The 24,037-nt window shown below is 60.1% G+C and carries 17 protein-coding genes; 2 read left to right on the forward strand and 15 right to left on the reverse strand.

The annotated features are described in order from the left end of the window. Window positions 1-10: 10 nt before the first annotated feature. The 8 genes from fusA to DWX63_RS09055 form a co-directional block, all read right to left on the reverse strand. A complete protein-coding gene (fusA, locus tag DWX63_RS09025; protein WP_117843496.1) occupies window positions 11-2,110 on the reverse strand; it encodes an elongation factor G in 2,100 nt (699 codons plus the stop codon). Window positions 2,111-2,129: 19 nt separating this feature from the next. Continuing rightward, complete coding sequence (gene rpsG, locus DWX63_RS09030; RefSeq protein ID WP_006235013.1) at window positions 2,130-2,603, reverse strand: 30S ribosomal protein S7; 474 nt, start codon at window positions 2,601-2,603, stop codon at window positions 2,130-2,132. A 74-nt stretch (window positions 2,604-2,677) separates the two neighbouring features. After that, window positions 2,678-3,055, reverse strand: a complete 378-nt coding sequence (rpsL, locus tag DWX63_RS09035) for a 30S ribosomal protein S12 (RefSeq protein ID WP_006235012.1) — start codon at window positions 3,053-3,055, stop codon at window positions 2,678-2,680. 247 nt (window positions 3,056-3,302) lie between these two features. Continuing rightward, window positions 3,303-3,677, reverse strand: a complete 375-nt coding sequence (locus tag DWX63_RS11155; RefSeq protein ID WP_147336086.1) for a hypothetical protein — start codon at window positions 3,675-3,677, stop codon at window positions 3,303-3,305. A gap of 60 nt (window positions 3,678-3,737) precedes the next feature. Continuing rightward, a complete protein-coding gene (locus tag DWX63_RS09040) occupies window positions 3,738-4,814 on the reverse strand; it encodes a DUF4179 domain-containing protein (protein WP_117843497.1) in 1,077 nt (358 codons plus the stop codon). Next, window positions 4,765-5,439, reverse strand: a complete 675-nt coding sequence (locus DWX63_RS09045) for an RNA polymerase sigma factor (protein ID WP_233514525.1) — start codon at window positions 5,437-5,439, stop codon at window positions 4,765-4,767. The genes DWX63_RS09040 and DWX63_RS09045 overlap by 50 nt, the downstream gene beginning before the upstream one ends. Window positions 5,440-5,593: 154 nt before the next feature. Beyond that, window positions 5,594-10,069, reverse strand: coding sequence for a DNA-directed RNA polymerase subunit beta' (locus DWX63_RS09050; RefSeq protein WP_199411177.1), 4,476 nt, complete (start codon window positions 10,067-10,069; stop codon window positions 5,594-5,596). Between the two features lie 6 nt (window positions 10,070-10,075). Next, the gene (locus DWX63_RS09055) at window positions 10,076-13,504 is read right to left on the reverse strand and encodes a DNA-directed RNA polymerase subunit beta (RefSeq protein WP_229071722.1); all 3,429 of its coding nucleotides are present in this window, start codon (window positions 13,502-13,504) and stop codon (window positions 10,076-10,078) included. A 937-nt stretch (window positions 13,505-14,441) separates the two neighbouring features. Here DWX63_RS09055 and DWX63_RS09060 point away from each other — a divergent pair. Then, a complete protein-coding gene (locus DWX63_RS09060; RefSeq protein ID WP_199411179.1) occupies window positions 14,442-15,752 on the forward strand; it encodes a zinc-ribbon domain-containing protein in 1,311 nt (436 codons plus the stop codon). A 368-nt stretch (window positions 15,753-16,120) separates the two neighbouring features. Here DWX63_RS09060 and DWX63_RS09065 read toward each other — a convergent pair whose 3' ends face one another. The 4 genes from DWX63_RS09065 to DWX63_RS09080 form a co-directional block, all read right to left on the reverse strand. After that, window positions 16,121-17,029 (reverse strand): UTP--glucose-1-phosphate uridylyltransferase, encoded by a 909-nt coding sequence (locus DWX63_RS09065; RefSeq protein WP_117843498.1) that lies wholly within the window; start codon window positions 17,027-17,029, stop codon window positions 16,121-16,123. 313 nt (window positions 17,030-17,342) lie between these two features. Further along, the gene (gene rplL, locus DWX63_RS09070; RefSeq protein WP_006235005.1) at window positions 17,343-17,720 is read right to left on the reverse strand and encodes a 50S ribosomal protein L7/L12; all 378 of its coding nucleotides are present in this window, start codon (window positions 17,718-17,720) and stop codon (window positions 17,343-17,345) included. A gap of 102 nt (window positions 17,721-17,822) precedes the next feature. Further along, the gene (rplJ, locus tag DWX63_RS09075) at window positions 17,823-18,344 is read right to left on the reverse strand and encodes a 50S ribosomal protein L10 (RefSeq protein ID WP_089572500.1); all 522 of its coding nucleotides are present in this window, start codon (window positions 18,342-18,344) and stop codon (window positions 17,823-17,825) included. A 504-nt stretch (window positions 18,345-18,848) separates the two neighbouring features. Further along, the gene (locus DWX63_RS09080) at window positions 18,849-19,985 is read right to left on the reverse strand and encodes a pyridoxal phosphate-dependent aminotransferase (RefSeq protein WP_117843499.1); all 1,137 of its coding nucleotides are present in this window, start codon (window positions 19,983-19,985) and stop codon (window positions 18,849-18,851) included. 93 nt (window positions 19,986-20,078) lie between these two features. On the opposite strand from DWX63_RS09080, the gene DWX63_RS09085 reads away from it, so the two are divergent. Then, entirely contained in the window at window positions 20,079-20,741 is a 663-nt protein-coding gene (locus DWX63_RS09085) for a hypothetical protein (protein ID WP_117843500.1), read from the forward strand. A gap of 1 nt (window position 20,742) precedes the next feature. Here the strand turns inward: DWX63_RS09085 and DWX63_RS09090 are convergent, their stop codons facing one another. The 3 genes from DWX63_RS09090 to DWX63_RS09100 form a co-directional block, all read right to left on the reverse strand. Then, on the reverse strand, window positions 20,743-21,306 hold the full coding sequence (locus DWX63_RS09090) for a DNA-deoxyinosine glycosylase (protein ID WP_117843501.1): 564 nt from the start codon (window positions 21,304-21,306) through the stop codon (window positions 20,743-20,745). A 3-nt stretch (window positions 21,307-21,309) separates the two neighbouring features. Beyond that, entirely contained in the window at window positions 21,310-22,686 is a 1,377-nt protein-coding gene (locus DWX63_RS09095) for an alpha-amylase family glycosyl hydrolase (RefSeq protein ID WP_117843502.1), read from the reverse strand. Between the two features lie 153 nt (window positions 22,687-22,839). Next, window positions 22,840-24,036: an MFS transporter gene (locus DWX63_RS09100; protein ID WP_117843503.1), complete on the reverse strand. Its 1,197-nt coding sequence runs from the start codon at window positions 24,034-24,036 to the stop codon at window positions 22,840-22,842. Window position 24,037 lies beyond the last annotated feature (1 nt).

The raw sequence follows: 24,037 nt of genomic DNA on the forward strand, positions 1-24,037 counted from the left end.
GAGCTCGAACTTAGGCGTTCTTGCTCATGACCTCGTCCACGATGGACTTGGGCGCGGGCTCATAAGAGTCGAACTGCATCGTGTAGGATGCACGGCCCTGGGTCTGGGAGCGAAGGTCGGTAGCGTAACCGAACATCTCGCCCAGCGGCACCTTGGCACGGATGAGCTTGCTGTTCTTGCGATCCTCCATGCCCTCGATCTTGCCGCGGCGACCGGAGAGGTTGCCCATAACGTCGCCCATGTACTGCTCGGGGGTCTCGACCTCGACAGCCATGATCGGCTCGAGCAGCTGCGGATCGGACTTCTTGAGAGCGTCCTTGATAGCCATGGAACCGGCGATCTTGAAGGCGGCCTCGGAGGAGTCGACCTCGTGGTAAGAACCGTCGAACAGGGTGACCTTAACGTCGAGGACCGGGAAGCCGGCGATAACACCGGTGTTCAGGGCCTCCTGGATGCCCTTGTCGATGGACGGGATGTACTCCTTGGGCACGACGCCGCCGACGATAGCGTTGACGAACTCGTAGCCGAAGCCCTCCTCCATCTTCTCGAGCTTGATGACGGCGTGGCCGTACTGACCGCGACCGCCGGACTGACGGACGAACTTGCCCTCAGCCTTCTCGACGTCGTGACCGGCGGTCTCGCGGTAGGCAACCTGGGGCTTACCGACGTTAGCGTCAACCTTGAACTCGCGGAGCAGACGGTCGACGATGATCTCGAGGTGCAGCTCGCCCATGCCGGCGATGATGGTCTGGCCGGTCTCGTGGTTGGTGGACACCTGGAAGGTCGGGTCCTCCTCGGCGAGCTTGGTCAGAGCCAGGGACATCTTGTCCTGCTCGGCCTTGGTCTTGGGCTCGATGGCAACGTCAATAACGGGCTTAGCGAACTCAATCTTCTCGAGGACGATCTCCTTGCCCTCGGCGCACAGGGTGTCACCGGTGGTGGAGTTCTTGAAGCCGACGCAAGCGACGATGTCGCCGGCGGCAGCGTCGTCACGGTCGATACGCTCGGCGGCGTTCATCTCGAGGATGCGGCCGAGGCGCTCGCGCTGACCGTTGGAAGCGTTGACAACGTAGGAGCCGGACTCGGCGCGGCCGGAGTAAACGCGGACGTAGGTGAGCTTACCGACGAACGGGTCGGTCATGATCTTGAAGACCAGGCCGGAGAAGGGCTCGTCGAAGGAAGGATGACGCTGAATCTCCTCGCCGGTGTCCGGATCGGTACCGGTGACGGCCTCGACGTCAAGCGGGCTGGGCAGGTAGTCGACGACAGCGTCGAGCAGCTCCTGAACGCCCTTGTTCTTGTAGGCGGAACCCACGAAGACGAGGTTGAGCTCGTTGGCCAGAACGCCCTTGCGCAGAGCAGCCTTGAGCTCCTCGACGGTGAAGTCCTCCTCCATGAGGATCTTCTCCATGAGCTCGTCGTCAAAGCTGGCAGCAGCGTCGAGGAGCTCCTCGCGCTTGGTGGCAGCGATGTCGGCAAACTCAGCCGGGATCTCGTCCATCGGCTCGGGGTAGGTCATACCCTTCTCGTCGGCCTTGAAGTCCCATGCAGTCATGGTGACCAGGTCGATGACGCCCCAGAAGTTGTCCTCGGCGCCCATCGGGACCTGAGCGGCCACGGCGTTGGCGTCGAGACGATCCTTCATGGTCTCGATAGCGTTGAAGAAGTCAGCGCCCACGCGGTCATACTTGTTGATGAAGGCGATACGGGGGACGTTGAAGGTGGAAGCCTGACGCCAAACGGTCTCAGACTGGGGCTGAACGCCGGCAACGGCGTCGAAGACGGCGACAGCGCCATCGAGGACGCGCAGGCAGCGCTCGACCTCGGCGGTGAAGTCAACATGGCCCGGGGTATCGATGATCTGGATGCGGTAGTCGGTACCGTCCTTCTTCCAGAAGCACGTGGTAGCAGCGGAGGTAATGGTTACGCCGCGCTCCTGCTCCTGAACCATCCAGTCCATGGTGGCAGCGCCCTCATGGACCTCACCGATCTTGTGGGTCTTACCGGTGTAGTAAAGAATACGCTCGGTCGTGGTGGTCTTACCGGCATCGATGTGGGCCATGATGCCGATGTTACGGGTATCGGAAAGCTTGTACTTAGGCTTAGCCATGTTAGTTCCTTACCTTAACTTACCAACGATAGTGAGAGAACGCGCGGTTGGCCTCGGCCATCTTGAAGACGTCCTCACGCTTCTTGACGGAAGCGCCCAGGCCGTTGGAAGCGTCGAGAATCTCGTTGGCGAGACGCTCGGCCATGGTCTTCTCCTTGCGAGCGCGGGAGAAGTTGACGATCCAGCGGATACCCAGAGCGGTGGAACGACGGGAGTTGACCTCCATCGGGACCTGATAGGTAGCGCCACCGACACGCTTGGGCTTAACCTCGAGCGTGGGCTTGACGTTGTCCATAGCCTTCTTGAAGGTAGCGAGAGCGTCGCCACCCTCGGACTTCTCGGCAACGATCTCGAAAGCGGTGTAAACGATGCGCTCAGCGGTGGCCTTCTTGCCGTCAAGAAGGACCTTGTTGATGAGCTGAGTCACCAGGCGGTTGTTGTAAACGGCGTCAGGCTGAACCTCACGACGATTAGCTGCTGCACGACGCGGCATGTGAAATCTCCTTAAGTGTCTACCGTGCGGCGCTCAAGGCGGCACACGGCGAAAGTATCAAAACGTTATCTGGCTTATTTGGCCTTGGGGCGCTTAGCGCCGTACTTGGAACGGGCCTGCATACGGTTCTGGACCGGAGCAGCGTCGTAGGCGCCACGGATGACGTGATAACGGACACCAGGGAGGTCACGGACACGACCGCCGCGGACGAGCACGATGGAGTGCTCCTGCAGGTTGTGGCCCTCACCCGGGATGTAAGCAGTAACTTCGATGCCGTTGACGAGGCGAACACGGGCAACCTTACGAAGAGCCGAGTTCGGCTTCTTGGGGCTCGTGGTGAAGACGCGGGTGCACACGCCGCGCTTCTGGGAGTTGTGCTGCAGAGCAGCGTTCTTGGACTTCTTGGGCACGGAACGACGGCCCTGGCGAACCAGCTGGTTAATAGTAGGCAAAGCGTACTCCTTCTCGAATGATTCCAGCTTTCTGTAAAGTGCAACGGCTTGAATCGAGGGGTCAGCATCCCCCTACGAAACACGCAGTTGGATAGGATACGTGCCGTTAGCCGTGCCGTCAACATACCACGCCGCCGGGCGTATCCCAAAATTGGCACATTTCCGCAAAGCCTACACAAAAGGAATCCCCTCCTGTGCGCGGGTGCGGATTCCCGGGCCGGGCGGCACAGGGGTTAAGTTTGCTGCTCTACAGTCCTGCGCAAGACGGAAAGCACATTAAGTGCTTTCCTTTGCGTGCGGAACTCGCGACAAACTTAAAACCTGGGCCGCCCGGTCCGGGAATCCGACGTGCTCGTTGGGGCAACGTTACCTGCCAAAACGGGACAGGTTTATTTTGGTCGGTTTTATCTGCGGAAACGTCGCGCTCCAGCGGTGATCCGCCCTTATCTGTCATAGGGAAATCGGCGGCGCTTTCGGAAGTATGCGGCAAATTCTGGACCTGCCGAGCACAACCGGGTTTTTCGATAATAAACCCGCAGGTAGAGCGCTTGAGCATTTGCGGTGTGGTCGAACCATCGAGATTTTGCCGCATACTTCCGAAATTCAGGCGAATATCGCTCAAAATAACCGTCCATATAACGCAAAAAAGGCCGCTTCCCCTAGTGGGAAGCGGCCTCAAGCCTTACGAATAGACGATGGTAAAGGGTTCTTCCGTTTGAGTCTCTCCTGTCGATGTGTACCTCGTGCCCTCGAGGGTTACCGAGACCACTTGGTCGACATCAATCAACTTCGTTGGCACCCAAATGTTCTCTCCGCTATTGCGCGCATAAGAAAAATATAAGTTGAACACCCCTGCGTCGTCATCTTCGATAATCTGCTCCGATCCATCCTTGTAGCTGACGGTCAGCTTATTATCAACTGCTTCATAGCCCAAATCATCAATGTGCGTCTGGATGGAAAACGGGCTAATCTCAAGAGGCGAGTCACCGGAGCGGAGTTCCTTTGTATCGACGTACGCTCCAATATTGAACTCGGGTGTCGACGCCTCAAACTGCCTCGCACTCTCACCTTCGCCCTCGGTCCAGGAGATATTCCAGGTGACCGCATATTGAAAATCTCGCTCGCGATCCATAGCGGCAAAGTACATCGTGCCATTAATGACCGTGTCACTTGATGTGTCCTTATCAATTGTGCTGCGTGTGTCAGCCCATTCCTCGCCGAACTTCATGTCGGGCGTGCCGATGCCTTGTTCTTCTTCACCATAGAGAACAAGTTCGCCAGTCTCCGCTGCCGGCTTGTAGTAGTTAACACCATTTGGATTGGACAGCGAAAACGTCACAGCACCGCAGCCGTTTTGGTCGATAGCCATATCATGAATGTCGAGTGTATAGCCGTTGCCCTCGACGGACAGATTGACCTTCTGTACTGAACCCTCCAAGCTTTGGGGCGCGATACCATCACCAAACTCTCTGGTGTAGGTATATTTAGTCCCCGACGAGCCACCTTGAGTCCAGGTAACGGACTCTCCGTTGCCATGGTTTCCCCAGGCAGAGGCAAAATAACTGGAATTGACGACGGCGTAGGCGACCCCTCCGGTCGCCAGCACTCCGGCAAGGCATCCGATCACGGCAACATACAGAGGCTTCGCGTGACCCTTTCGGCGAAGCGGCTCACCAGCAGCGGCATAAAGAACACGGTCGGCAAGATCGCTATCGGCTTGGACGGACTCGAAGGCCTGCTTGATTTGATTGGATTTCACGGTCGCCCTCCTCTAGGATGAATTTGAGCTTCGATCGACCGCGAGCTAAACGCGTTCGAACGGTAGCGGCTGGCACATGCAGTAACTCGGCAATCTCTGAGGTCGAAAAGCCCAGATAGTAATAGAGCACGATGGGAACACGGAATCGCTCCGGAAGTCGCATAACGTCTGACAAGACCGCCTTGGTCTCATCCTGCGCCGCCGAAAGCGAATCGGTCAGACTTTCAATATCCTCCACGCGTCTCCACGGCTTTCGAAAGAGAGATTTGCATTCATTGATCGTGACCCGGATAAGCCAGCGGCGAAGATGTTCCCAACTTTCAAAGTGTCCATCGCTTTTAAGCAACTTAAGAAAGACATCTTGGGCAATATCGTCGGCATCGGCACGATCGCGCAGGTACGTCAATGCGATTCGAAACACGACATCCCGGTGATCTTCGACCGCCTGTCTAAAAGTTTGTTCTTCCATAATCACCTCCCGGTGACGCTGATGGTTCTTGATGAGGTCCTCACCATAGATACGCTTTGACCGAACGAAATGTTTCAAATCCAAGCAGACAAAACCTACCAAAATAAACCTGTCCCTTTTTGGCAAGGGATCAACGGAACGCAACAGGTTGAGCATACGCAAGCGAGCGGCCCCCAGAGCGTACAAGATGGCATGAAAAAGGCAGGGCATTGACCTTTTGGTCATGCCCTGCCTTTTGAATGACAGATTGTAGCTCTGGGGGCCGCGCAGCGACGGAGGTCGCCGCCGTTCGTTAGAACGGCGGAACTAATTACTCCTCGTCGTTGTCCTTGGCCTCTTCGGCGTCGTCGGTGTCCACGAGCTGGTTGAGCAGCTCGTCGAGGGACGCCATGTCCTCGTTGATCGCGCCGTTGGCGGGAGCCTTCTTGTCGTCGATCGGGGCGCCCAGGAGCTCCTCATCGGCGTCGGCGTGATGCGTCGGAGCGGAGGTACCCAGCAGGATATCGTCCGGACCGTCGGGGCTAAAGACCATCTGCAGCAGCTGCGAGAGGTCTTCCTCGTCGGCAACGTCGTCGTTGTTCTCGAGGATGTAGAGCAGGTCGTGGGCCTCCAGGCCGTCACGGAGCTCCTCGATCGCCTTGGCGCCGATGCCATCGATGCGCAGCAGATCCTCCTCGGACTTGCCAACCAGGTCGCCGACCGTCTCGATGCCAACCTCGCTGAACTTGTTGGTCCAGCGCTGCGACACGCCCAGATCGTCGAACAGGTACAGACGAGCCTTCTCGGCGGAGATGGTGTGGCCGTTGCGGGTGAACGAACCGTCAGCACCACCGAACTCGTCGTAGCCGGCCCAGTCGAGCTGCTGCGGGAGCTGCTCGTCCAGGTCCTTGAGCTCCACAGGAGCCCACTCGGGCAGCGACTTGGCGTTGGGCGAAGCCGGGCCGTCGATGTCCACGTAGCCGTCGGCCGTGCGATACGTCAGCTTGGCGTTGGCGTACGGCTTGAGGCCGGTACCAGCCGGGATCTTCTTACCGACGATGACGTTGGACTTAAGGTCGAGCAGGTGGTCGACCTTGCCCTCGATGGCAGCCTCGGTAAGGACGCCAGCGGTACGAATGAACGAAGCGCTCGACAGCCAGGAGTCGATGTTGGACGCGACCTTGAGCGTACCCAGGATGACGGGCTCGGCCACAGGAGCCTGACCGCCCAGACGGGCAACGCGCTCGACCTCGTCGGCAAACTCGTAGCGGTCGACGTACTGACCAAGCAGGTACTTGGAGTCGCCGGGGTTGGTGATCTGAACGCGACGCAGCATCTGGCGTGCGAGCACCTCGATGTGCTTGTCGTTCAGGTCGACGCCCTGGCTGGTGTAGACGTCCTTGACGCTCTCGACGAAGGTGTGCATCGTCGACTCGATGTCGGTCAGCTTGCGCAGGTTGCGGAAGTTGACGAAGCCCTTGGTGATCTGGTCGCCAGCGCGAACCTCGCAGCCGTCCTCGATCTCGGGCATGAAGCGCACCGAAGCGGGGACGCGACGCTCGTCGAGGACACGGGTGTGATCCTCGGAGTCGGTGAGCGTCAGCACGTACTCGGACTTCTCGGGCTTAATCGAGAGGTGACCAGAGTACGGAGCCAGCTCGGCCTCGCGACCCAGGATCTTCTCGTTGACGTTGCCGACGATATCGAACATACGGCTGACCGTAGGCAGACCCTGCGTAATATCGTCGACGCCAGCGACGCCGCCGGAGTGAATGGTACGCATCGTAAGCTGCGTACCGGGCTCGCCGATGGACTGGGCGGCAATAATGCCGACCGCGGTACCGATGGCGACCGGACGACGGGTGGAAAGATCCCAGCCGTAGCACTTCTGGCACACGCCGTACTTGGAGCGGCAGGTGAGCAGCGCGCGAAGCTTGACCTTCTTAAGGCCGGCATCGACCATCTTCTGGATGTCAGCGACCTTCTCGATGTAGCCGTCCTGCTCAAAGAGCACGGTGCCATCGGGAGCCACGACGTCCTCAATGAAGCAACGGCCGACGAGGTCGGTGTTGAGGTCGGTGGTGCCGGGGATGATGAGGTTGTAGGTGACGCCCTCGTGCGTACCGCAGTCCTCCTCGCGGACGATGACGTCTTGGGCCACGTCGACCAGACGACGGGTCAGGTAACCAGAGTCCGAGGTGTGGGATGCGGTATCGACCAGGCCCTTACGGGCGCCGTAGGTCGAAATGAAGTACTCGAGCGGCAGCAGGCCCTCGCGGAAGTTCGCCTTAATGGGAAGGTCGATCGTCTCGCCGGACATGTCTGCCATCAGGCCACGCATGCCGCCGAGCTGACGCAGCTGGGTCTTAGAACCACGGGCGCCGGAGTCGGCCATCATGTAGAGCGGGTTCTCCTCGTCGAACAAGTCGAGCATGAGCGCTGCGACCTTGTCGGTACAAGCGGTCCACTCGTTAACGACTTCGATGTGGCGCTCCGTCTCGTTGATGAAGCCCTCCTCGAAGTACTCGTTGATCTGGTCGACGTTAGCCTGGGCGCGGTCGAGCAGCTCCTGCTTCTCGGCAGGGATGAGAGCGTCCCACACCGAGATGGTGAGGCCGGCGCGGGTAGCGTAGTGGAAGCCGGAGTACTTGATGGCGTCGAGGATCGGACCGACCTTGGCCTCGGGGTAACGATCGCAGCAGTCGGCAACCAGCTTGGCCACGTCGCCCTTGACCATCTTGTAGTTCATGAACTCATAGTCTTCGGGCAGGCACTGGCGGTTGAAGATGATGCGGCCGATAGAGGTCTCGAAGCGCGCGGTCTTGTTGCCGGTGACGTCGTAGTCGACGAACTCGTTCTTGCCGTTCTTGACGCGGAAGATACGGGTGCCGTCCTCGTTGATGACATTGGCGTCGGCAGCGGACACGCGAACCTGGATCTTGGCCTGCATGTCGACCTCGGAGCGGCAATCATAGGCGTGCAGCGCGTCGTCGAAGCTCGAGAACACGTGGTTCTCGCCCGGCAGACCGTCGCGGACCTGGGTCAGGTAGTACACACCGATGATCATGTCCTGCGAGGGGATGTTGACCGGCTTGCCGGATGCCGGCGAGCGCAGGTTGTTCGCAGAGAGCATGAGCACGCGGGCCTCGGCCTGAGCCTGGCTGGACAGCGGCACGTGGACAGACATCTGGTCGCCGTCGAAGTCGGCGTTGAAGGGCGAGCAGACCAGCGGGTGCAGGTGGATAGCCTTGCCCTCGACCAGCACCGGCTCAAAGGCCTGGATGGACAGACGGTGCAGGGTCGGTGCGCGGTTGAGCAGCACGACGCGGCCGTCGATGACCTCTTCGAGGATGTCCCACACAAAAGTGGCACCACGGTCGATAGCGCGCTTGGCGCCCTTGATGTTCTCGACCTTGCCAAGCTCGACCAGGCGCTTCATGACGAAGGGCTTGAAGAGCTCCAGCGCCATGGTCTTGGGCAGACCGCACTGGTGCAGCAGCAGCTTGGGGTCGGTAACGATAACCGAACGGCCGGAGTAGTCGACACGCTTACCCAGCAGGTTCTGACGGAAACGACCCTGCTTGCCCTTGAGGGCCTCGGCGAGCGACTTGAGCGGGCGACCGCCACGGCCAGAGACCGGGCGACCACGACGGCCGTTGTCGAACAGGGCGTCCACGGACTCCTGGAGCATGCGCTTCTCGTTGTTCACGATAATCGCAGGGGCGTCCAGGTCGAGCAGACGCTTGAGTCGGTTGTTGCGGTTGATCACGCGACGATACAGGTCGTTCAGGTCGGACGCAGCGAAGCGGCCGCCGTCGAGCTGGACCATCGGGCGCAGATCGGGCGGAATGACCGGGATGACGTCCAGAATCATGTTCGCGGGGCTGTTGCCGCCCTTCAGGAAGGCGTCAACGACCTCGAGGCGCTTGACGGCCTTCTCGCGCTTCTGCTTCTGGGAATCCTCGTCGGCGATGATGGCCTTGAGCTTCTCGGCCTCGGAAGGAAGGTCGATGGCAGCGAGCAGGTCGCGGACGGCCTCGGCACCCATGCCACCCTTGAAGTACATGGAGTAGTAACGGGTCATCTCGCGGAACAGCGGCTCATCGGAGATGAGGTCGCGCTCGGTGAGCTTCATGAAGGCGTTGAAGGCGTCCGTGCGGAGCTGCTTCTCGTCCTTGCACTCTTCCTCGATGTCGACGATGCCAGAGGCGATCTCCTCGGGGGTCAGCGGCTCCTCGTCGGAGAACTCGTCAAAGTTCTCGGGGTCGCCCTGCTCCTTGAGGGACTCGATCTGGCGGGCGCACTCGGCATCGATCTCTTCCAGATCGGCGGCGAGCTCCTCGCGCAGGTCGTCGGCGTCGGCCTCGCGGGCCTCATAGTCAACCTCAGTGATGATGTAGCTGGCAAAGTACAGAACCTTCTCGAGGTCCTTGGACTTGATGTCGAGCATACGGCTCATCGGGAAGCTCGTGGGGCTCTTGAAGTACCAGATGTGGGACACGGGAGCAGCGAGCTCGATGTGGCCCATGCGGTCGCGACGCACCTTGGCCGAGGTGACCTCGACGCCGCAGCGCTCGCAGACGATGCCCTTAAAGCGGATGCCCTTGTACTTGCCGCAGGAGCACTCCCAGTCCTTGGCGGGACCGAAGATCTTCTCGCAGAACAGGCCGTCCTTCTCGGGCTTGAGGGTACGGTAATTGATGGTCTCCGGCTTCTTGACCTCACCGTGCGACCAGGAACGGATCTGGTCGGCGGAGGCAAGGGAGATCTTTACCGAGTCAAAATCAGTAGCTTCGAAATCTGCCACAGTCAACTACTCCTTATCAGTGGTCGTGGCGGCGACAGCCTCGGGTGCCTCGGCGGTCTCGGCATCCTCGGCCTCGACGTCGGCGTCAACGCCGGCGAGCGCAGCCAGGTCGTCGAGAGCGGAGGTCTCCTCGGCGGTCACGGGGGCGGAGGCGTCCTCGTCGGCATCGTGCATGGGCTCGATGTCCAGTGCGAGGGAGCGAATCTCCTTGACGAGAACCTTGAAGGACTCGGGGATACCCGGGACCGGAACATTCTCGCCCTTGACGATGGACTCGTAGGTCTTGACGCGGCCCACGGTATCGTCGGACTTGACGGTCAGGATCTCCTGCAGGACGTTGGAAGCACCGTAAGCGTACAGTGCCCAAACTTCCATCTCGCCGAAGCGCTGGCCGCCGAACTGGGCCTTGCCGCCCAGAGGCTGCTGGGTAACCAAGCTGTAAGGGCCAGTCGAACGAGCGTGGATCTTGTCGTCGACCATGTGGCCGAGCTTGAGGATATAGGACGTACCCACGGTGATGGGCTCGCGGAACTCCTCGCCGGTGCGGCCGTCGAACAGGCGGGTCTTGCCGCGCTCGTCAAGCTGGGTGACAAACTCGGGGCGCATGTGATCGCCAAAGGCAGCGGTGGCCTTGTTGAGCATGTTCTTGTTGGCGCGACGGATGACCTCGGCGATCTCGTCCTCCTTGGCGCCGTCGAAGACGGGCGTCGCGGTGAAGAACGGACCGGGGACGTACTTGTCGGAGTCGGCCTGCTCGGTATCCCAACCGCAGGCAGCAGCCCAGCCAAGGTGGCACTCGAGCAGCTGGCCGACGTTCATACGCGAAGGAACGCCCAGCGGGTTGAGGATAACGTCGATCGGGGTACCGTCAGCCATGTAGGGCATGTCCTCGACCGGCAGAACGTTACAGATAACACCCTTGTTGCCGTGGCGGCCGGCGATCTTATCGCCCTGCTGGATCTTACGACGCTGGGCGACGTAGACGCGCACCTGCTCGTTGACGCCGGGGGCCAGGTCGTCGCCGTTCTCGCGGCTAAAGCGGACGACGTCGATGACGCGGCCGTAAGCGCCGTGAGGCATCTTAAGGGAGGTGTCACGGACATCGTGGGCCTTGGCACCGAAGATGGCGCGCAGCAGGCGCTCCTCGGCGGTCAGAGCGCTCTCGCCCTTAGGCGTGACCTTACCGACCAGGATGTCGCCAGGGCCGACCTCGGCGCCGATGCGGATGATGCCGTCCTCGTCGAGGTTGGCAAGCATGTCCTCGGAGAGGTTCGGGATCTCGCGGGTGATCTCCTCGGGGCCGAGCTTGGTGTCGCGGGCGTCGATCTCGTGACGGGTGATGTTGATGGTCGTCAGCAGGTCCTCGGCCACCAGGCGCTCGGACACGACGATACCGTCCTCGTAGTTAAAGCCTTCCCACGGCATGTAGGCCACGGTGAGGTTCTGGCCCAGTGCGAGCTCGCCGTGATCGGTCGAAGGACCGTCGGCCAGAGGCTCGCCCTGTTCAACGGTGTCACCGACGCGCACGAGCGGACGGTGGTTGATGCAGGTGGACTGGTTGGAGCGCTGGTACTTGGCCAGATGATACTCGTCCATGCCGCCGGCATGCTTGACGATAATCTTGGCGGCGTCGGCAAAGATAACCTCGCCGGCGTTCTTGGCCAGGGTGACCTCGCCGGAGTCCAGAGCGGCGCGACGCTCCATGCCGGTACCGACATAGGGAGCGGCGGGGTGAACCAGCGGCACGGCCTGACGCTGCATGTTAGCGCCCATCAGCGTACGCTTGGCGTCGTCGTGCTCAAGGAACGGGATCAGCGTGGCTGCGACGGAGAGCATCTGACGCGGCGAGACGTCCATGTAGTCGACGTCCTCGACGGGCACGTCGGCGGGAGCGCCGAAGGAACCGTCGAAGTCGCGGGTACGGGCGATCACGGTGTGCGGGCGGACAAGCTTGCCCTCGGCATCGGTCGTGATGAACTCGTTGGTCTTGGGATCGAGCGGCGTGTTGGCCGGCGCGATAACGTGCTTCTCTTCCTCGTCAGCGGTCATCCAGTCGATCTGGTCGGTGGCAACGCCGTTCTCGACGCGACGGAACGGGGCCTCGATGAAGCCATACTCGTTGACGCGGGCGTAGAGAGCGAGCGAGCCGATCAGGCCGATGTTGGGGCCTTCGGGGGTCTCGATCGGGCACATGCGGCTGTAGTGCGAGTTGTGAACGTCGCGGACGGCCGTCGGCACGTTGGTGCGGCGGCTGGAGCCGGACTTGTGGCCGGCAAGACCACCAGGGCCGAGTGCGGACAGACGGCGCTTGTGGGTCAGACCGGTCAGGGGGTTCGCCTGGTCCATGAACTGCGAGAGCTGCGAGGAACCGAAGAACTCCTTGATGGAGGCCACGATCGGGCGGATGTTGATGAGCGACTGCGGGGTGATCTCGTCGATGTCCTGGGAGCTCATGCGCTCACGGACGACGCGCTCCATACGGCTCATGCCGATACGGAACTGGTTGGCGACAAGCTCGCCGACGGTGCGGATGCGGCGGTTGCCAAAGTGGTCGATGTCGTCGACCTTGAAGCCCTGCTCGCCGGCAGCGAGGGACAGCAGGTAGCGCAGCGTCGCGACGATATCCTCGTCGGTGAGCACCGTGACCTCTTCCTCGGTGGTGAGGTTGAGCTTTTTGTTGACCTTGTAACGACCGACGCGGGCCAGATCGTAGCGCTGCGGGTTGAAGAGCAGGCCCTCGAGCAGGCTGCGGGAAGCGTCCACGGTGGGAGGCTCGCCCGGGCGCAGACGACGGTAGATCTCGATGAGGGCGTCCTCGCGGGTAAGGGCGGTGTCGCGCTCCAGGGTGCGCTTGATCACATCGGAGTTGCCGAGCAGCTCGATGATGTCGTCGTTGGTGACGGCGATGCCAAGGGCGCGCAGGAACATCGTGGCGCTCTGCTTGCGCTTACGGTCGATGGAGACCATGAGCTGGTCGCGCTTGTCGACCTCGAACTCAAGCCAGGCACCGCGGGACGGGATGATCTGAGCCTTGTAGATCTGCTTGCCCGAATCCATCTCGGAGCTGTAGTACACGCCCGGGGAGCGGACGAGCTGCGAGACGACGATACGCTCGGTACCGTTGATGATGAAGGTGCCCTGATCGGTCATCATGGGGAAGTCGCCCATGAAGACGAGCTGCTCCTTGATCTCGCCGGTCTCCTTGTTGGTGAGACGGACGTCGGTCAGAAGCGGAGCCTGATAGGTCATATCCTTCTCGCGGCACTCCTCGACGGTGTGCGCGGGGTCGCCGAACTGATGCTCGCCGAAGGTAACCTCGAGAACATGGTTCTGGCTCTGGATGGGGCTGGATTCCTTGAACGCCTCACGAAGGCCCTCGTCCTTAAAACGCTCAAAGGATTCCCTTTGAACAGAGATAAGGTTGGGGAGCTCCATGGCCTCCGGGATTTTCCCGAAGCTGACGCGCTTGCGCTCAGTGGCAGTGTATGCGTAGGTCACCAGGTTTTTCCTCCTTCACGGAAATGCTCGGTGGGTTGGCGAGGCATGACTTCGCCAGTTATCGCAACCTAATAGTTTATCAGGTACCGACCGTTGGGCAAGAAAAGCCTTGACGCGATTGAGTTTTTGGAGTAGCAAAGTTTTTCGACAGAAAATGTGCAGGTAGATGTATATGTATCGAACACCTGTTCATATATTTTCTGTGAACGAGACTGCTGATGCGCGCCGCTGCATGGCGGAATGGCGGCGAGGGTCGATCAGGCGGAAACTTCGTCCCGTTTTGAGGCCTCAAACTGGGTCGCAGTTTCCGGTTGAACCCTGTTTGGGAAAGCACATCCCATTCTGAGCCTAAATTCCGGGTCGCAGTTTCCGCTAGAGGCTCCAACCGGAAAGCGCATCCCAGAATTCGACGAAATTATGGGTCGCACTTTCCGACAGGTTATGGCAAAGGGGCTGCCGCCTTGTTGCACCCGTTTGGCAATGTTGCGCAACAGATTCTTCGAATCCGGCATGAAGATACTGGATAGTTACTTATAGCCTAAAGAAAGGATTGCCATGTTTAAGAGCATCCGAAAAGGCGGGAAGATCGCCGCAGTCGCAATCGGCATCGTAGCGGCGCTGACCCCGCTGGCTGCCCCCCCCCGCAGCATTAGCTGACGGCCTGCCGACACCGGAGCTGGAGAAGTCGTACACCTTTAAGAACACGACCATCGAGGCTCTTACGGACGACGAGGACTATGCAATCTTACGTGCCTATCAGCGCAACGACGATGAGGATGATGACTATTCCACCGTCGGCTATTCCGTTCTCGATCTCTCGAATGGATCGACCAAGGACATCAAGATACCGAAAGCCAGTCTTGAATCCGTACATATGCAAGCGGGATGTGTCACTTGGCTTGACGGCAACAACCTCACCATCTATTCGGTTGATGACCAGAAGACGAGTACCCACCCCATCGAACTTAAAAAATATGCAGAAACATATGTTGAGCTTTCAACGAACGGCAAAGTTGCCGCCATTGCATACAAAAATGAGCATTTTGATTTAAAGCGGATTGACGTTTACGATCTTGAAGCCAACAAGATGATCGAATCATATAAATGCGGCAAAAACGGCAAGGGCTGCCTACTGTCGAACGATGGAAAGCGGCTTTATGTAACCTCTTTAGGCGATAACGGATCGTCCAAGCTGACGACTATAGATACGTCGAGTGGCTCGACGAAGACTCAAACAATTCCCGTTACGGGCGGCAAAATCATGGTAAGAAAAGCAGGGTCAGACACTGTATATGTCGGCGGTTACACTTGCGATACACTGGCGAAATTCGACTACGATGGAAATGTTGAATTCCTCGCTAATGGCCAGTTGTTTAACTTCGTGATCCCTTATGACAACCTCCTGTTTGCCGCCAAGATTAGCCGAAAAAATAATGAGGCAGATTGGGATTCCATTCACTACGCAATGTTGAATGACCGTGGCGAGGAAATCGGAACGGTCAGTCCCGCATTTAAGGATACAGACGACTCTCATTACGGTTTCTGGGACTTTTCCGAGCATGGTGACATGACGCTTGTCAGTCTCGAAAAAAGAGTCGCCTCAAATTCAGAATCTAATTCGGACTCCGAAGCAGATGCCGAAGATAGCAAAACGTCCATTTCTGCATACCTCGCAGAGACAAGCACCGGGCAGAAAACTAAGCTGCCAATTAAAACCGAAAATGTAAGAGAACTTCAGTTCATAGATGGAGACCAAAAAATACTCGCTGCTTACCAGGGCAAAGACGATTCCGACAAACTGCATATCGATATTTACAAGTCGAATATCCCGCATAGCATAATCGGCGATGCTATTTTCTTTGCCAAGAACAACCTGCCGATTGTGATTGGTGGTGGCATTGTTCTTGTACTGGTTATCGGCGGCACACTAATCGTTTGCGTGCGCCGTCGCAAGAAGCGTTCCGGCGTCAAGGGTGACGCTTCAGACAAGGCCCCCAAGGCCAAGAAGCAAAAACACGGCTTGCGTAAGAAAAAAGCCCAACCGGAGATTGTTTCCACTGCATCGGCCGGCGGCATTCCCCAACCACAGGCCCCTGTTTCCGCACCGAAATTCTGCCGCCACTGCGGCACCCCACTCGTACCAGAAGCCAAGTTCTGCCCCAAGTGCGGCCATCCGGTCGAATAGCATCTGACAAGCAAACCCACAGCCAAATCGGGCCGCCCCTCACGGGACGGCCCTTTTGCTTGGAAGACCAGCGAACGAAACTGTCATGGACGAGCACCAAGTTGTTCATGACAGATCAGGCGGAAACTGCGTCCCGTTTTGAGGCCTCAAACTGGGTCGTAGTTTCCGGTTGAGCCCTGTTTGGGAAAGCATATCCCGTTCTGAGCCGAAATTCCGGGTCGCAGTTTCCGCTAGGGGCTCCAACCGGAAAGCGCGTCCCAGAATTCGACCAAATTGTGGGTCGCACTTTCCGGAGCCAAGCTGTAGCTCGAATAAAAAAAACGGGCGCGAACCGAAGTCCGCACCCGTAAATGTCGATGCCCGAAGGCTTACTTGCGCATCAAGCCGCCGCGCTCGTCGATGGCGTCCCAGAAGGCGCCGGCAAAGCGAGGATCGTTTGCAGCCATGAGGGCGTTGGTGGCCATCCAGCCAGAGGGGGTACCGGTATCGTAGCCCGACAGCGGGTCGATGACGACAGCGTACATGGCCTCGCGATCGAGCGAACGTGCCATGGCGTCGGTCAGCTGGATCTCGCCGCCCTTACCGGCCTGCTGATCGGCCAGCAGGTCCATGACCAGCGGGCTCAGCAGGTAGCGACCGACGATGTACAGGTTGGACGGAGCCGCCTCGGGGGCAGGCTTCTCCACCAGACCGCCGATGCGCCAGACAGCGCCCGGCTCGGCATCGGCAACGCCCTCGGCGCCCTCGAGCGAACCGACGCGCTCGCCGGCGATAACGCCGTAGCGGCTGACCTCCTCGGGAGCGCACGCGGCAACGGCGATAACCGAAGCGCCACCGTGCTCCTTGGAAACGGCGAGCATCTTGTCGCAGATGTCGCGGTTGGGCACAACGTAGTCGCCCAGAAGAACCAGGAAGTTCTCCCCTGCCACGGCGTCGGCAGCAGAGCGAATGGCGTGACCGAGGCCCTTGGGCTCGTACTGATAACGGAAGTCGACCGGCATACCGCCCGCATGGGCGACAGCGTCGGCGTAGGCGTCCTTACCGCGCTCGCGCAGCAGGTTCTCGAGCGAACGGTCGGGCTGGAAGTAGTTCAGCAGCTCGGGCTTGCCGGGCGAGGTAACGATGATAGCGTCGTCGACCTCCTCGGGGTCGAGCGCCTCCTCGACGACATACTGGATGACCGGCTTGTCGAGGACCGGCAGCATCTCTTTGGGCGTGCACTTAGTGCCAGGCAGAAAACGCGTGCCAAGACCGGCGGCGGGGATGATTGCCTTCATATGATTCAAGGATCCTTTCGCAGGCGCAGAATGCGCCCCATGCGTGCGGCACGGCGGCCGCAGACCAAATTGCGATACCGAAGTATCTTACCGCCGGGACCAGGCGCTACCGCTAGGCGAACGCAATTCTTCAGCAGGTCAACGCAAATTATTGCTCGAATGGTGCAATTTTGCGCCCCAGCGGTAACGGGATTGGCACGGCGAAGACAGCGGTGTTCTGCGTTCCGAGCAATGGGGATGAGGGGCCAAAACAAAAAAGACGGGGCTCGCAATGCGAACCCCGTCTGCAAAGAAATCTGGCGAGAAAGCCTGATTACTTGAGGGTGACAGCAGCGCCAGCAGCCTCGAGCTTCTCCTTGGCAGCCTCGGCGTCCTCCTTCTTGGCACCCTCGAGAACAGCCTTGGGAGCGCCCTCGACGACCTCCTTGGCCTCCTTCAGGCCAAGGTTGGTGAGCTCACGGACGGCCTTGATGACCTGGATCTTGTTGTCGCCGAAGCCCTCGAGCACGACGTCAAACTCGGTCTTCTCCTCGGCCTCAGCAGCGCCAGCAGCAGGAGCGGCGACAACAGCGGCAGGAGCAGCGGCGGAAACGCCGAAGGTGTCCTCGATAGCCTTGACGAGCTCGGAAGCCTCGAGAAGGGTCATTTCCTTAAGAGCATCGATGATCTCATCGGTGGTAAGCTTAGCCATTTCTAAGTCCTTTCGGTTTCCGTGTCTGTGCACGGAGATCAGTTAAAACACGGCGCGAATGCGCCAGGGGTGCGGCGTTGCCGCCGCGGGTGAAAACAGCGACTAGGCTGCCTTCTGCTCGGAGACCTGCTGGATCGAACGAGCGAGACCAGAGGAAACGCCGTTGACGCAGACAGCGATGTCGCGAGCGAAACCGGAGATGAGACCGGCAATCTGGCCGAGAAGCTGATCCTTGGTGGGCAGCTCGGCGATAGCCTTAACATCATCAGCGGAAACGGCCTTGCCGTCGGAGATACCGCCCTTGATCTCAAGGACGCCCTTGGACTTAGCAGAGAAGTCCTTAAGGGCCTTAGCGGCCTCGACCGGCTCGGTCTCGTAGAACACATAAGCGACGGGGCCGGCGAGGATCTCGTCGAGCTCGGGCTGCTCCTGGTTCTTGAGAGCGATCTTGACCAGGTTGTTCTTGTAGACCTTCATCTCGGCGCCGCACTCGCGAAGCTGATGACGCAGCTCCTGAGCCTGCTTAACCGTCAGACCGTTGTAGTTGACGACGAACAGACCGGCGTTCTCGGCGATACGGGACTCGATCTCTGCAACCTTGTCGATTTTGTACTGCTGGGGCATGAATTACACCTCCTCGAATTCTTTCCGGGCACGGTCCGCCACAAGGACGTGACGGGGGCATGTCCAAAAAGAAAGCCCCCGCGCTGCATGAGCGACGGGGGCGAGAAGACATATCTACTCGACCACCTCGGCTGGCGGGATATCCCATTAAGCTCGCGGGCGATGCCCGTTTGCACCGGCTGTCTCTGGCAGCGGATTCGTGCGTGAACCGAAAGTATTATGGCGGGGACCCCGGCGCCGGTCAACGGGCGCGAGGATTCGTACACAAACCCTGCATACGCTCCGGCCGGGAGGGGCAGGGCGAGTTTTCCGCTCGGTCAAGTCCTGGCTCGCACGAAGGCCACATTAAGTGGCCTTCGGCTCGTGCGGAATCTACGGAAAACTCGCCCTGCCCCTCCCGGCCGGAGCTACGTTGCCTTTGCTGCGAATCCTCGTGTCCGTTGGCCGGCGCGCCCCACGCATAATGCTTGGGTCGGTGGGCTGATGGTTTTGGGTCCCGTTGGGCTATAGGGTTGACACGAAGTTGGACAGGCGGTGGAGGCCTTCGTCTAGATCTTGGTCGGAGACGCAGTAGCTTAGGCGGATGTGGCCTTCGGTGCCGAAGCAGTCGCCCGGGACTAGGGCTACGTTGGCCTCTTTGATGGCTTTGATGCAGAAGGCTTCGCTTGTTAGGCCGAATTGCTTAATGCTGGGGAAGGCGTAGAAGGCGCCTGCTGGTTCTACTACGTCGAGGCCCATGGCGTCTAAGGCTGCGAGCACGCGTTCGCGGCGGGCTCGGTAGACTTTGAGCATGGGGGCAGGGTCGACGGTGAGGGCTCGGGCCGCGGCGTCCATTTCGAAGGAGACGGCACTCGATACTAGGTATTGGTGAGCCTTGGCAATCTCGGCGGTAACAGGGGCTGCGGCTGCGAGCCAACCCAAGCGCCAGCCGGTCATGGCCCAGGGTTTGGAGTAGCTCTCGATGACTACCGTCTGCTCGCGTAGCTCCGGGTGGCGCTGGGCAAATCGTTCGTAGCCGTCCACATAGACCAGGCGGTTATATACGTCGTCGCAGACCACGTAGATGCCCGCCTGCTCCGCTACGCGCGCCACGGCGTCGAGCGATGCCGCGTTGAGAATGCAACCCGTGGGATTGTTGGGCGTGCAGATGACGATGGCCTTGGTCGCCGGGGTCACACAGGCGCGAAGCGCATCCTCGTCAATCTGAAATTGCGCAAGCTCCGTATCCAAAAAGACCGCTTTGGCGTGATTGGCTACGACGATGCTCTCGTACAGGCCAAAGGCCGGCGTGGGGATAATGACCTCGTCGCCGGGGTTGAGCATGGCCATGAATGTTGCCGACAGGGCCTCGGTCGCGCCGTCGGTCAGGATGACCTCGTCGGCCGAAAACGTAAGGCCCGCGTCCCCCATGTAGGCAGACAGTGCCTCGCGCAGGGCGGGGCGACCGTTGTTGGGCGGATAGTGCGTGTCGCCGCGGTCGAGCGAGGCCGTCACCTCGGCGCTAATCACATCGGGCGTGGGAAAATCGGGCTCGCCAAGCGCAAGCGCGATGCACCCTGGGTGCTGGGCGGCGAGCGCGTTGATCCGGCGGATGCCGGAGGGCTTGAGCGTGGCAAGCGAGGTGTTCATAGGCAGACGCATGGCGTTCCTTTCGTAAGGGTTGCACTAGGATAGCGCGGCGAGGCGCCGCCAGACGGTGTAACCTAAACGGAAACGAACCGGAAAGGAGGCGGCATGGAGACGACCGCACGCGGCGATGTACCAAAAACGTTGCAAACCATTGCGTATATCAGTATTCCCGAGAGCACCGATCTTGAGTTTTTGCTCTGGGACCTGCAGGATGCCATCGCCGCCTATGCTCAGCTTTCCGGTACTTCGTTCCCCCGTCTGGTCGCTCTGGGGACGGATGATGGCGGCAGCACTGCGGACGGCATTGTATTCGCTGTTGAGAATGCGCTCAATAACGAGGCGATGAGCGTCGTTGAGCAGGCGCTTGATTGCCTTGGGGGCACGGAAGCGCGCGTCTATGTCGTTGTTCAAGCCGGCTGTGGGAGTCCCGAGCGGGCGCACACGGTCGTTGGCCATCTGCGCGAAGCGTGCGAGCGTCGGGGGTTGTCGTGGTGCGGTGGCATTGTCGTCTGCACCGGCGCTGGCATCGCAGCGCTTTGCCGCTCCCCACGCATGGGCCTCTTGCGCCGACCGTTTTCCGAAGCCATGGACAAGCTCGTGGGTGCGGTGCGTATGGGTTGCTCGGTTGAGCATGCACAGCGACTCGGCGGCGGCAGTGCCGAGGACATCGACACCAATGGCATGGTTTTTGCCGAGCCAGCCGTGCCGGCGCCAATCTGGCAAGCCGTTATAAAACGCCTTGGCGCTCACGCTCAATCAAATATTTAAACTAACGAGCGCCCCAATCAACGGCATCGCGCCAGCGCTCAACAAGCCACTCCAAACGCCATGCCGCGTTGGCGGGACTTGTCGACGGCAGAACGATGGCCGGCAGCCCGGTGCGTTCTTGTAGATAGCGCTTGTAGAGCCGACCAGCTGTACCACCGTTGCATATCACCTGCTCAATGGGAGCTGCACCGGCAATGCGCTCGATATGTGCCGGCACAACGTTGCGAATGCTCGCGTCACTCGAGCCCTTGATGTCACAGCTCTCGATCACGTCCCACAGGGCCACACCGCCGTTGAGCAGCATAGCCCGCTTGGCGGCAATCGAGACGTCGAGCGTCGCAGGCTCGCCGCTCGCCAAAGAGTCGCCCTCGTTGGGCGGCACGGGCACACCGAGGCACGCGGCCATCACACGCCAAAAGCGATTCTGAGGGTTGCCGTAATAAAAGGCATTGGCGCGCGAAAGCACCGAGGGAAACGAGCCCAACACCAAAACGCGCGAGCGCCCGTCAAACACGGGCTCAAACCCATGCTCAATATGTTGATAGCCCTCGTCGGACGCAGCCATGGCCTAGGCCCTCAACAGATAGCGCACCTCGTAGGGTGCAAGCTCAAGGGTACCCGTCAGCTCGACCGTGGGCGCATCGTCGACAAGCAGGTCGACAAAGGAGCCGTTGAGCTCGCCGGCTCCAAAGGTATAGGGCTCGTTCACGGCATTGACCGCCACGAGCACCGTCGCATCGTCGCAAGTGCGCTCGAACAGCAGCTGCTTGTTCTGGATCACCACGTTGCGATATGCACCGTAGTTGAGGGCACGGGCCGCCGCGTCGTTTGCCGAGCGCAGGTGCGCGAGCTGCTTGACAAATGCCGTCAGCTCGTTGGGCGCAGGCTCATCGAGCGCAGGTCGCAGCGCCCAGTCACCATCGGGGCCGCCCTTTTCGCCGGCAATCCCCCACTCGCTGCCATAGTAGACGCACGGGATGCCCGGCATGCCAAACAGCATGCCGTAGGCGGGGCGCAGGCAGGACTTGTCCGTCAGGATGCTCGCCAGGCGCGGCACGTCATGGTTGTCGACAAACGACAGCAGATGCTTGCCGCGATAAATGCACCACGGGTCACCACCAAACTGGCGATGCAGCGAGTGGGCGATCTCGAACATGTTGACCGAGTTAAAGCTGGAGTACAGGCCCTTGTAGCACTCGTAGTTGGTGCAGGAGTCGAGCATCTCGTCGTTGACGATCTGGTTGTAGTCGCCGTGGAGCGTCTCGCCGATCAGCACAAAATCGGGCTTGAGCTCGCGGGTAAAGGTATGCAGACGACGCATGAAGTCGCGGTCGAGCATATAGGCGACGTCCAAGCGCAGACCGTCGATGCTAAAGACCTCGGCCCAGTGACGCACGGACTCAAGCAGGTAATCGACCACGGCGGGGTTTTGTAGGTTGAGCTTCACGAGCTCAAAATGGCCCTCCCAGCCCTCATACCAAAAACCATCGCCGTAGCACGAGTCACCGTCAAAGCTGATATGGAACCAATCCTTGTAGGGCGAGTCCCACTTGCGCTCCTGAACATCGCGGAAGGCCCAAAAGCCGCGACCGACGTGGTTGAAGACGGCATCAAGCACCACGCGGATGCCATGGGCGTGCAGCGTCTCGCACACGGCGGCAAAATCGGCATCCCCACCCAGGCGACGGTCGATATGGCGCAGGCTGCGCGTGTCGTAACCGTGGCTGTCGGATTCGAGCGGCGGGTTAATGAGCACAGCACCGATGCCGAGTTCCTGCAGGTAGCCGGCCCATTGGGCGATTTTCATAATCGGAGCATCGGGGTTGGGCGCGGCGTTGGCGGCCTGGGCGAGTTCATCCTCGGCAACGGGGGCGGCGTTTTCGCGCGGAGCTCCGCAAAAGCCCAGCGGATAGATCTGATAGAACGTCGTCTCGTATGCCCACATAGCAACCTCCCGGTAAGCTCAACACAACGACATCCATTGTATGCCCGGCTTGTATCCTCTCCCCCAAAATAAGTTGCGGTGGAATAGTTCCTGTTTGAGCCTTCAGAGGCCTTAAACAGGAACTATTTCACCGCAACTGATGAGGGGACGTGATTAGGCGACGGGCTTGGCGCGGCGTATGGCCGGGAACAGCACCGTGATGGCGAGGATGACGCCCACGACAGCGATCGTGCCGCCTGCGTAGCCGATCCAGGCGATGCCGGGGCCCGACACCACGGCGCCACCGATTGCGGTGCCCGTGCCGATCCCCAGGTTGAACAGGCCCGAGAAGATCGACATGGCGACAGCCGACGAGTCCGCCGGCGTGTACTTGATGAGCTCGGCCTGAAACGCCACGTTAAAGGCCGTGGAGCAGCAGCCCCATAGCGCGCAAACAGCGAGAACGGCGACGAGCGACGGTGCAACCGGACCCATGAGCAGCAGAGCCACCGGCACGCCGGAGAGCGTAATCGCGAGAAACGGGAACCGGTGCCCATCGAACAGGCGGCCAAACAGCCAGCTTCCGAGCAGACCAGAGCAGCCGAACGCCGTCAGCGTCATAGTGATGGCGCCCGCGTCGACGTGCGCGACCTGTGCCAGGAACGGCTCGATATAGCTGTAACCCGCATAATAGCCGGTCGCCATAAAGACCGTGACCGCATAAAGCGCGATGAGGAACGGGTTCTTGAGCAGCTCGGGAAGCTGTTTGAGCGTAAAGCGCTCACCCGCCGGCATGGCCGGGAACACCGCTGCCTGGTACACCACCGCGGCGGCAGAAAAGACCCCGACCACGGCAAACGTCATGCGCCAGCCCACGGCCAGGCCGATGGCGCGGCCGATCGGCAGGCCAAAGATCTGCGCGATGGACGAGCCCGTGGCAATCATGCTAATGGCGAGCGCCCCGTGGCGACTGTCGACCAGGCGCGAGGCCATGATCGCGGCGACCGACCAGAACACGGCATGCGCGCAGGCGACCACCAGACGCGCGCAAACCAAAATAGGATAGGTAGGCGCCACGGCGGACAGGAACTGACCCAGCGAGAACACGGCAAGCACGCCGAGCAGCATACGCTTGAACTCGAAGCGCGAGGCAAACACCATAAGCGGCAACGACAGCAGCATGACGCCCCAGGCGTAGACCGAGATCATGATGCCGGCCTGGGCCTCGGTGAGCGAGAACGACGCGGCGATATCAGTCAGAAGGCCGATGGGCATGAACTCCGACGTGTTGAACACGAACGCGCAGCAGGCGAGCCCGATAAGCGGGAGCCACTGCTTGAGTGAGATGCCATCCTGTCTTGCCTGAGCCATG

Origin of the sequence: Collinsella sp. AF20-14LB (assembly GCF_003459505.1) — a bacterium.
Taxonomy (GTDB): domain Bacteria; phylum Actinomycetota; class Coriobacteriia; order Coriobacteriales; family Coriobacteriaceae; genus Collinsella.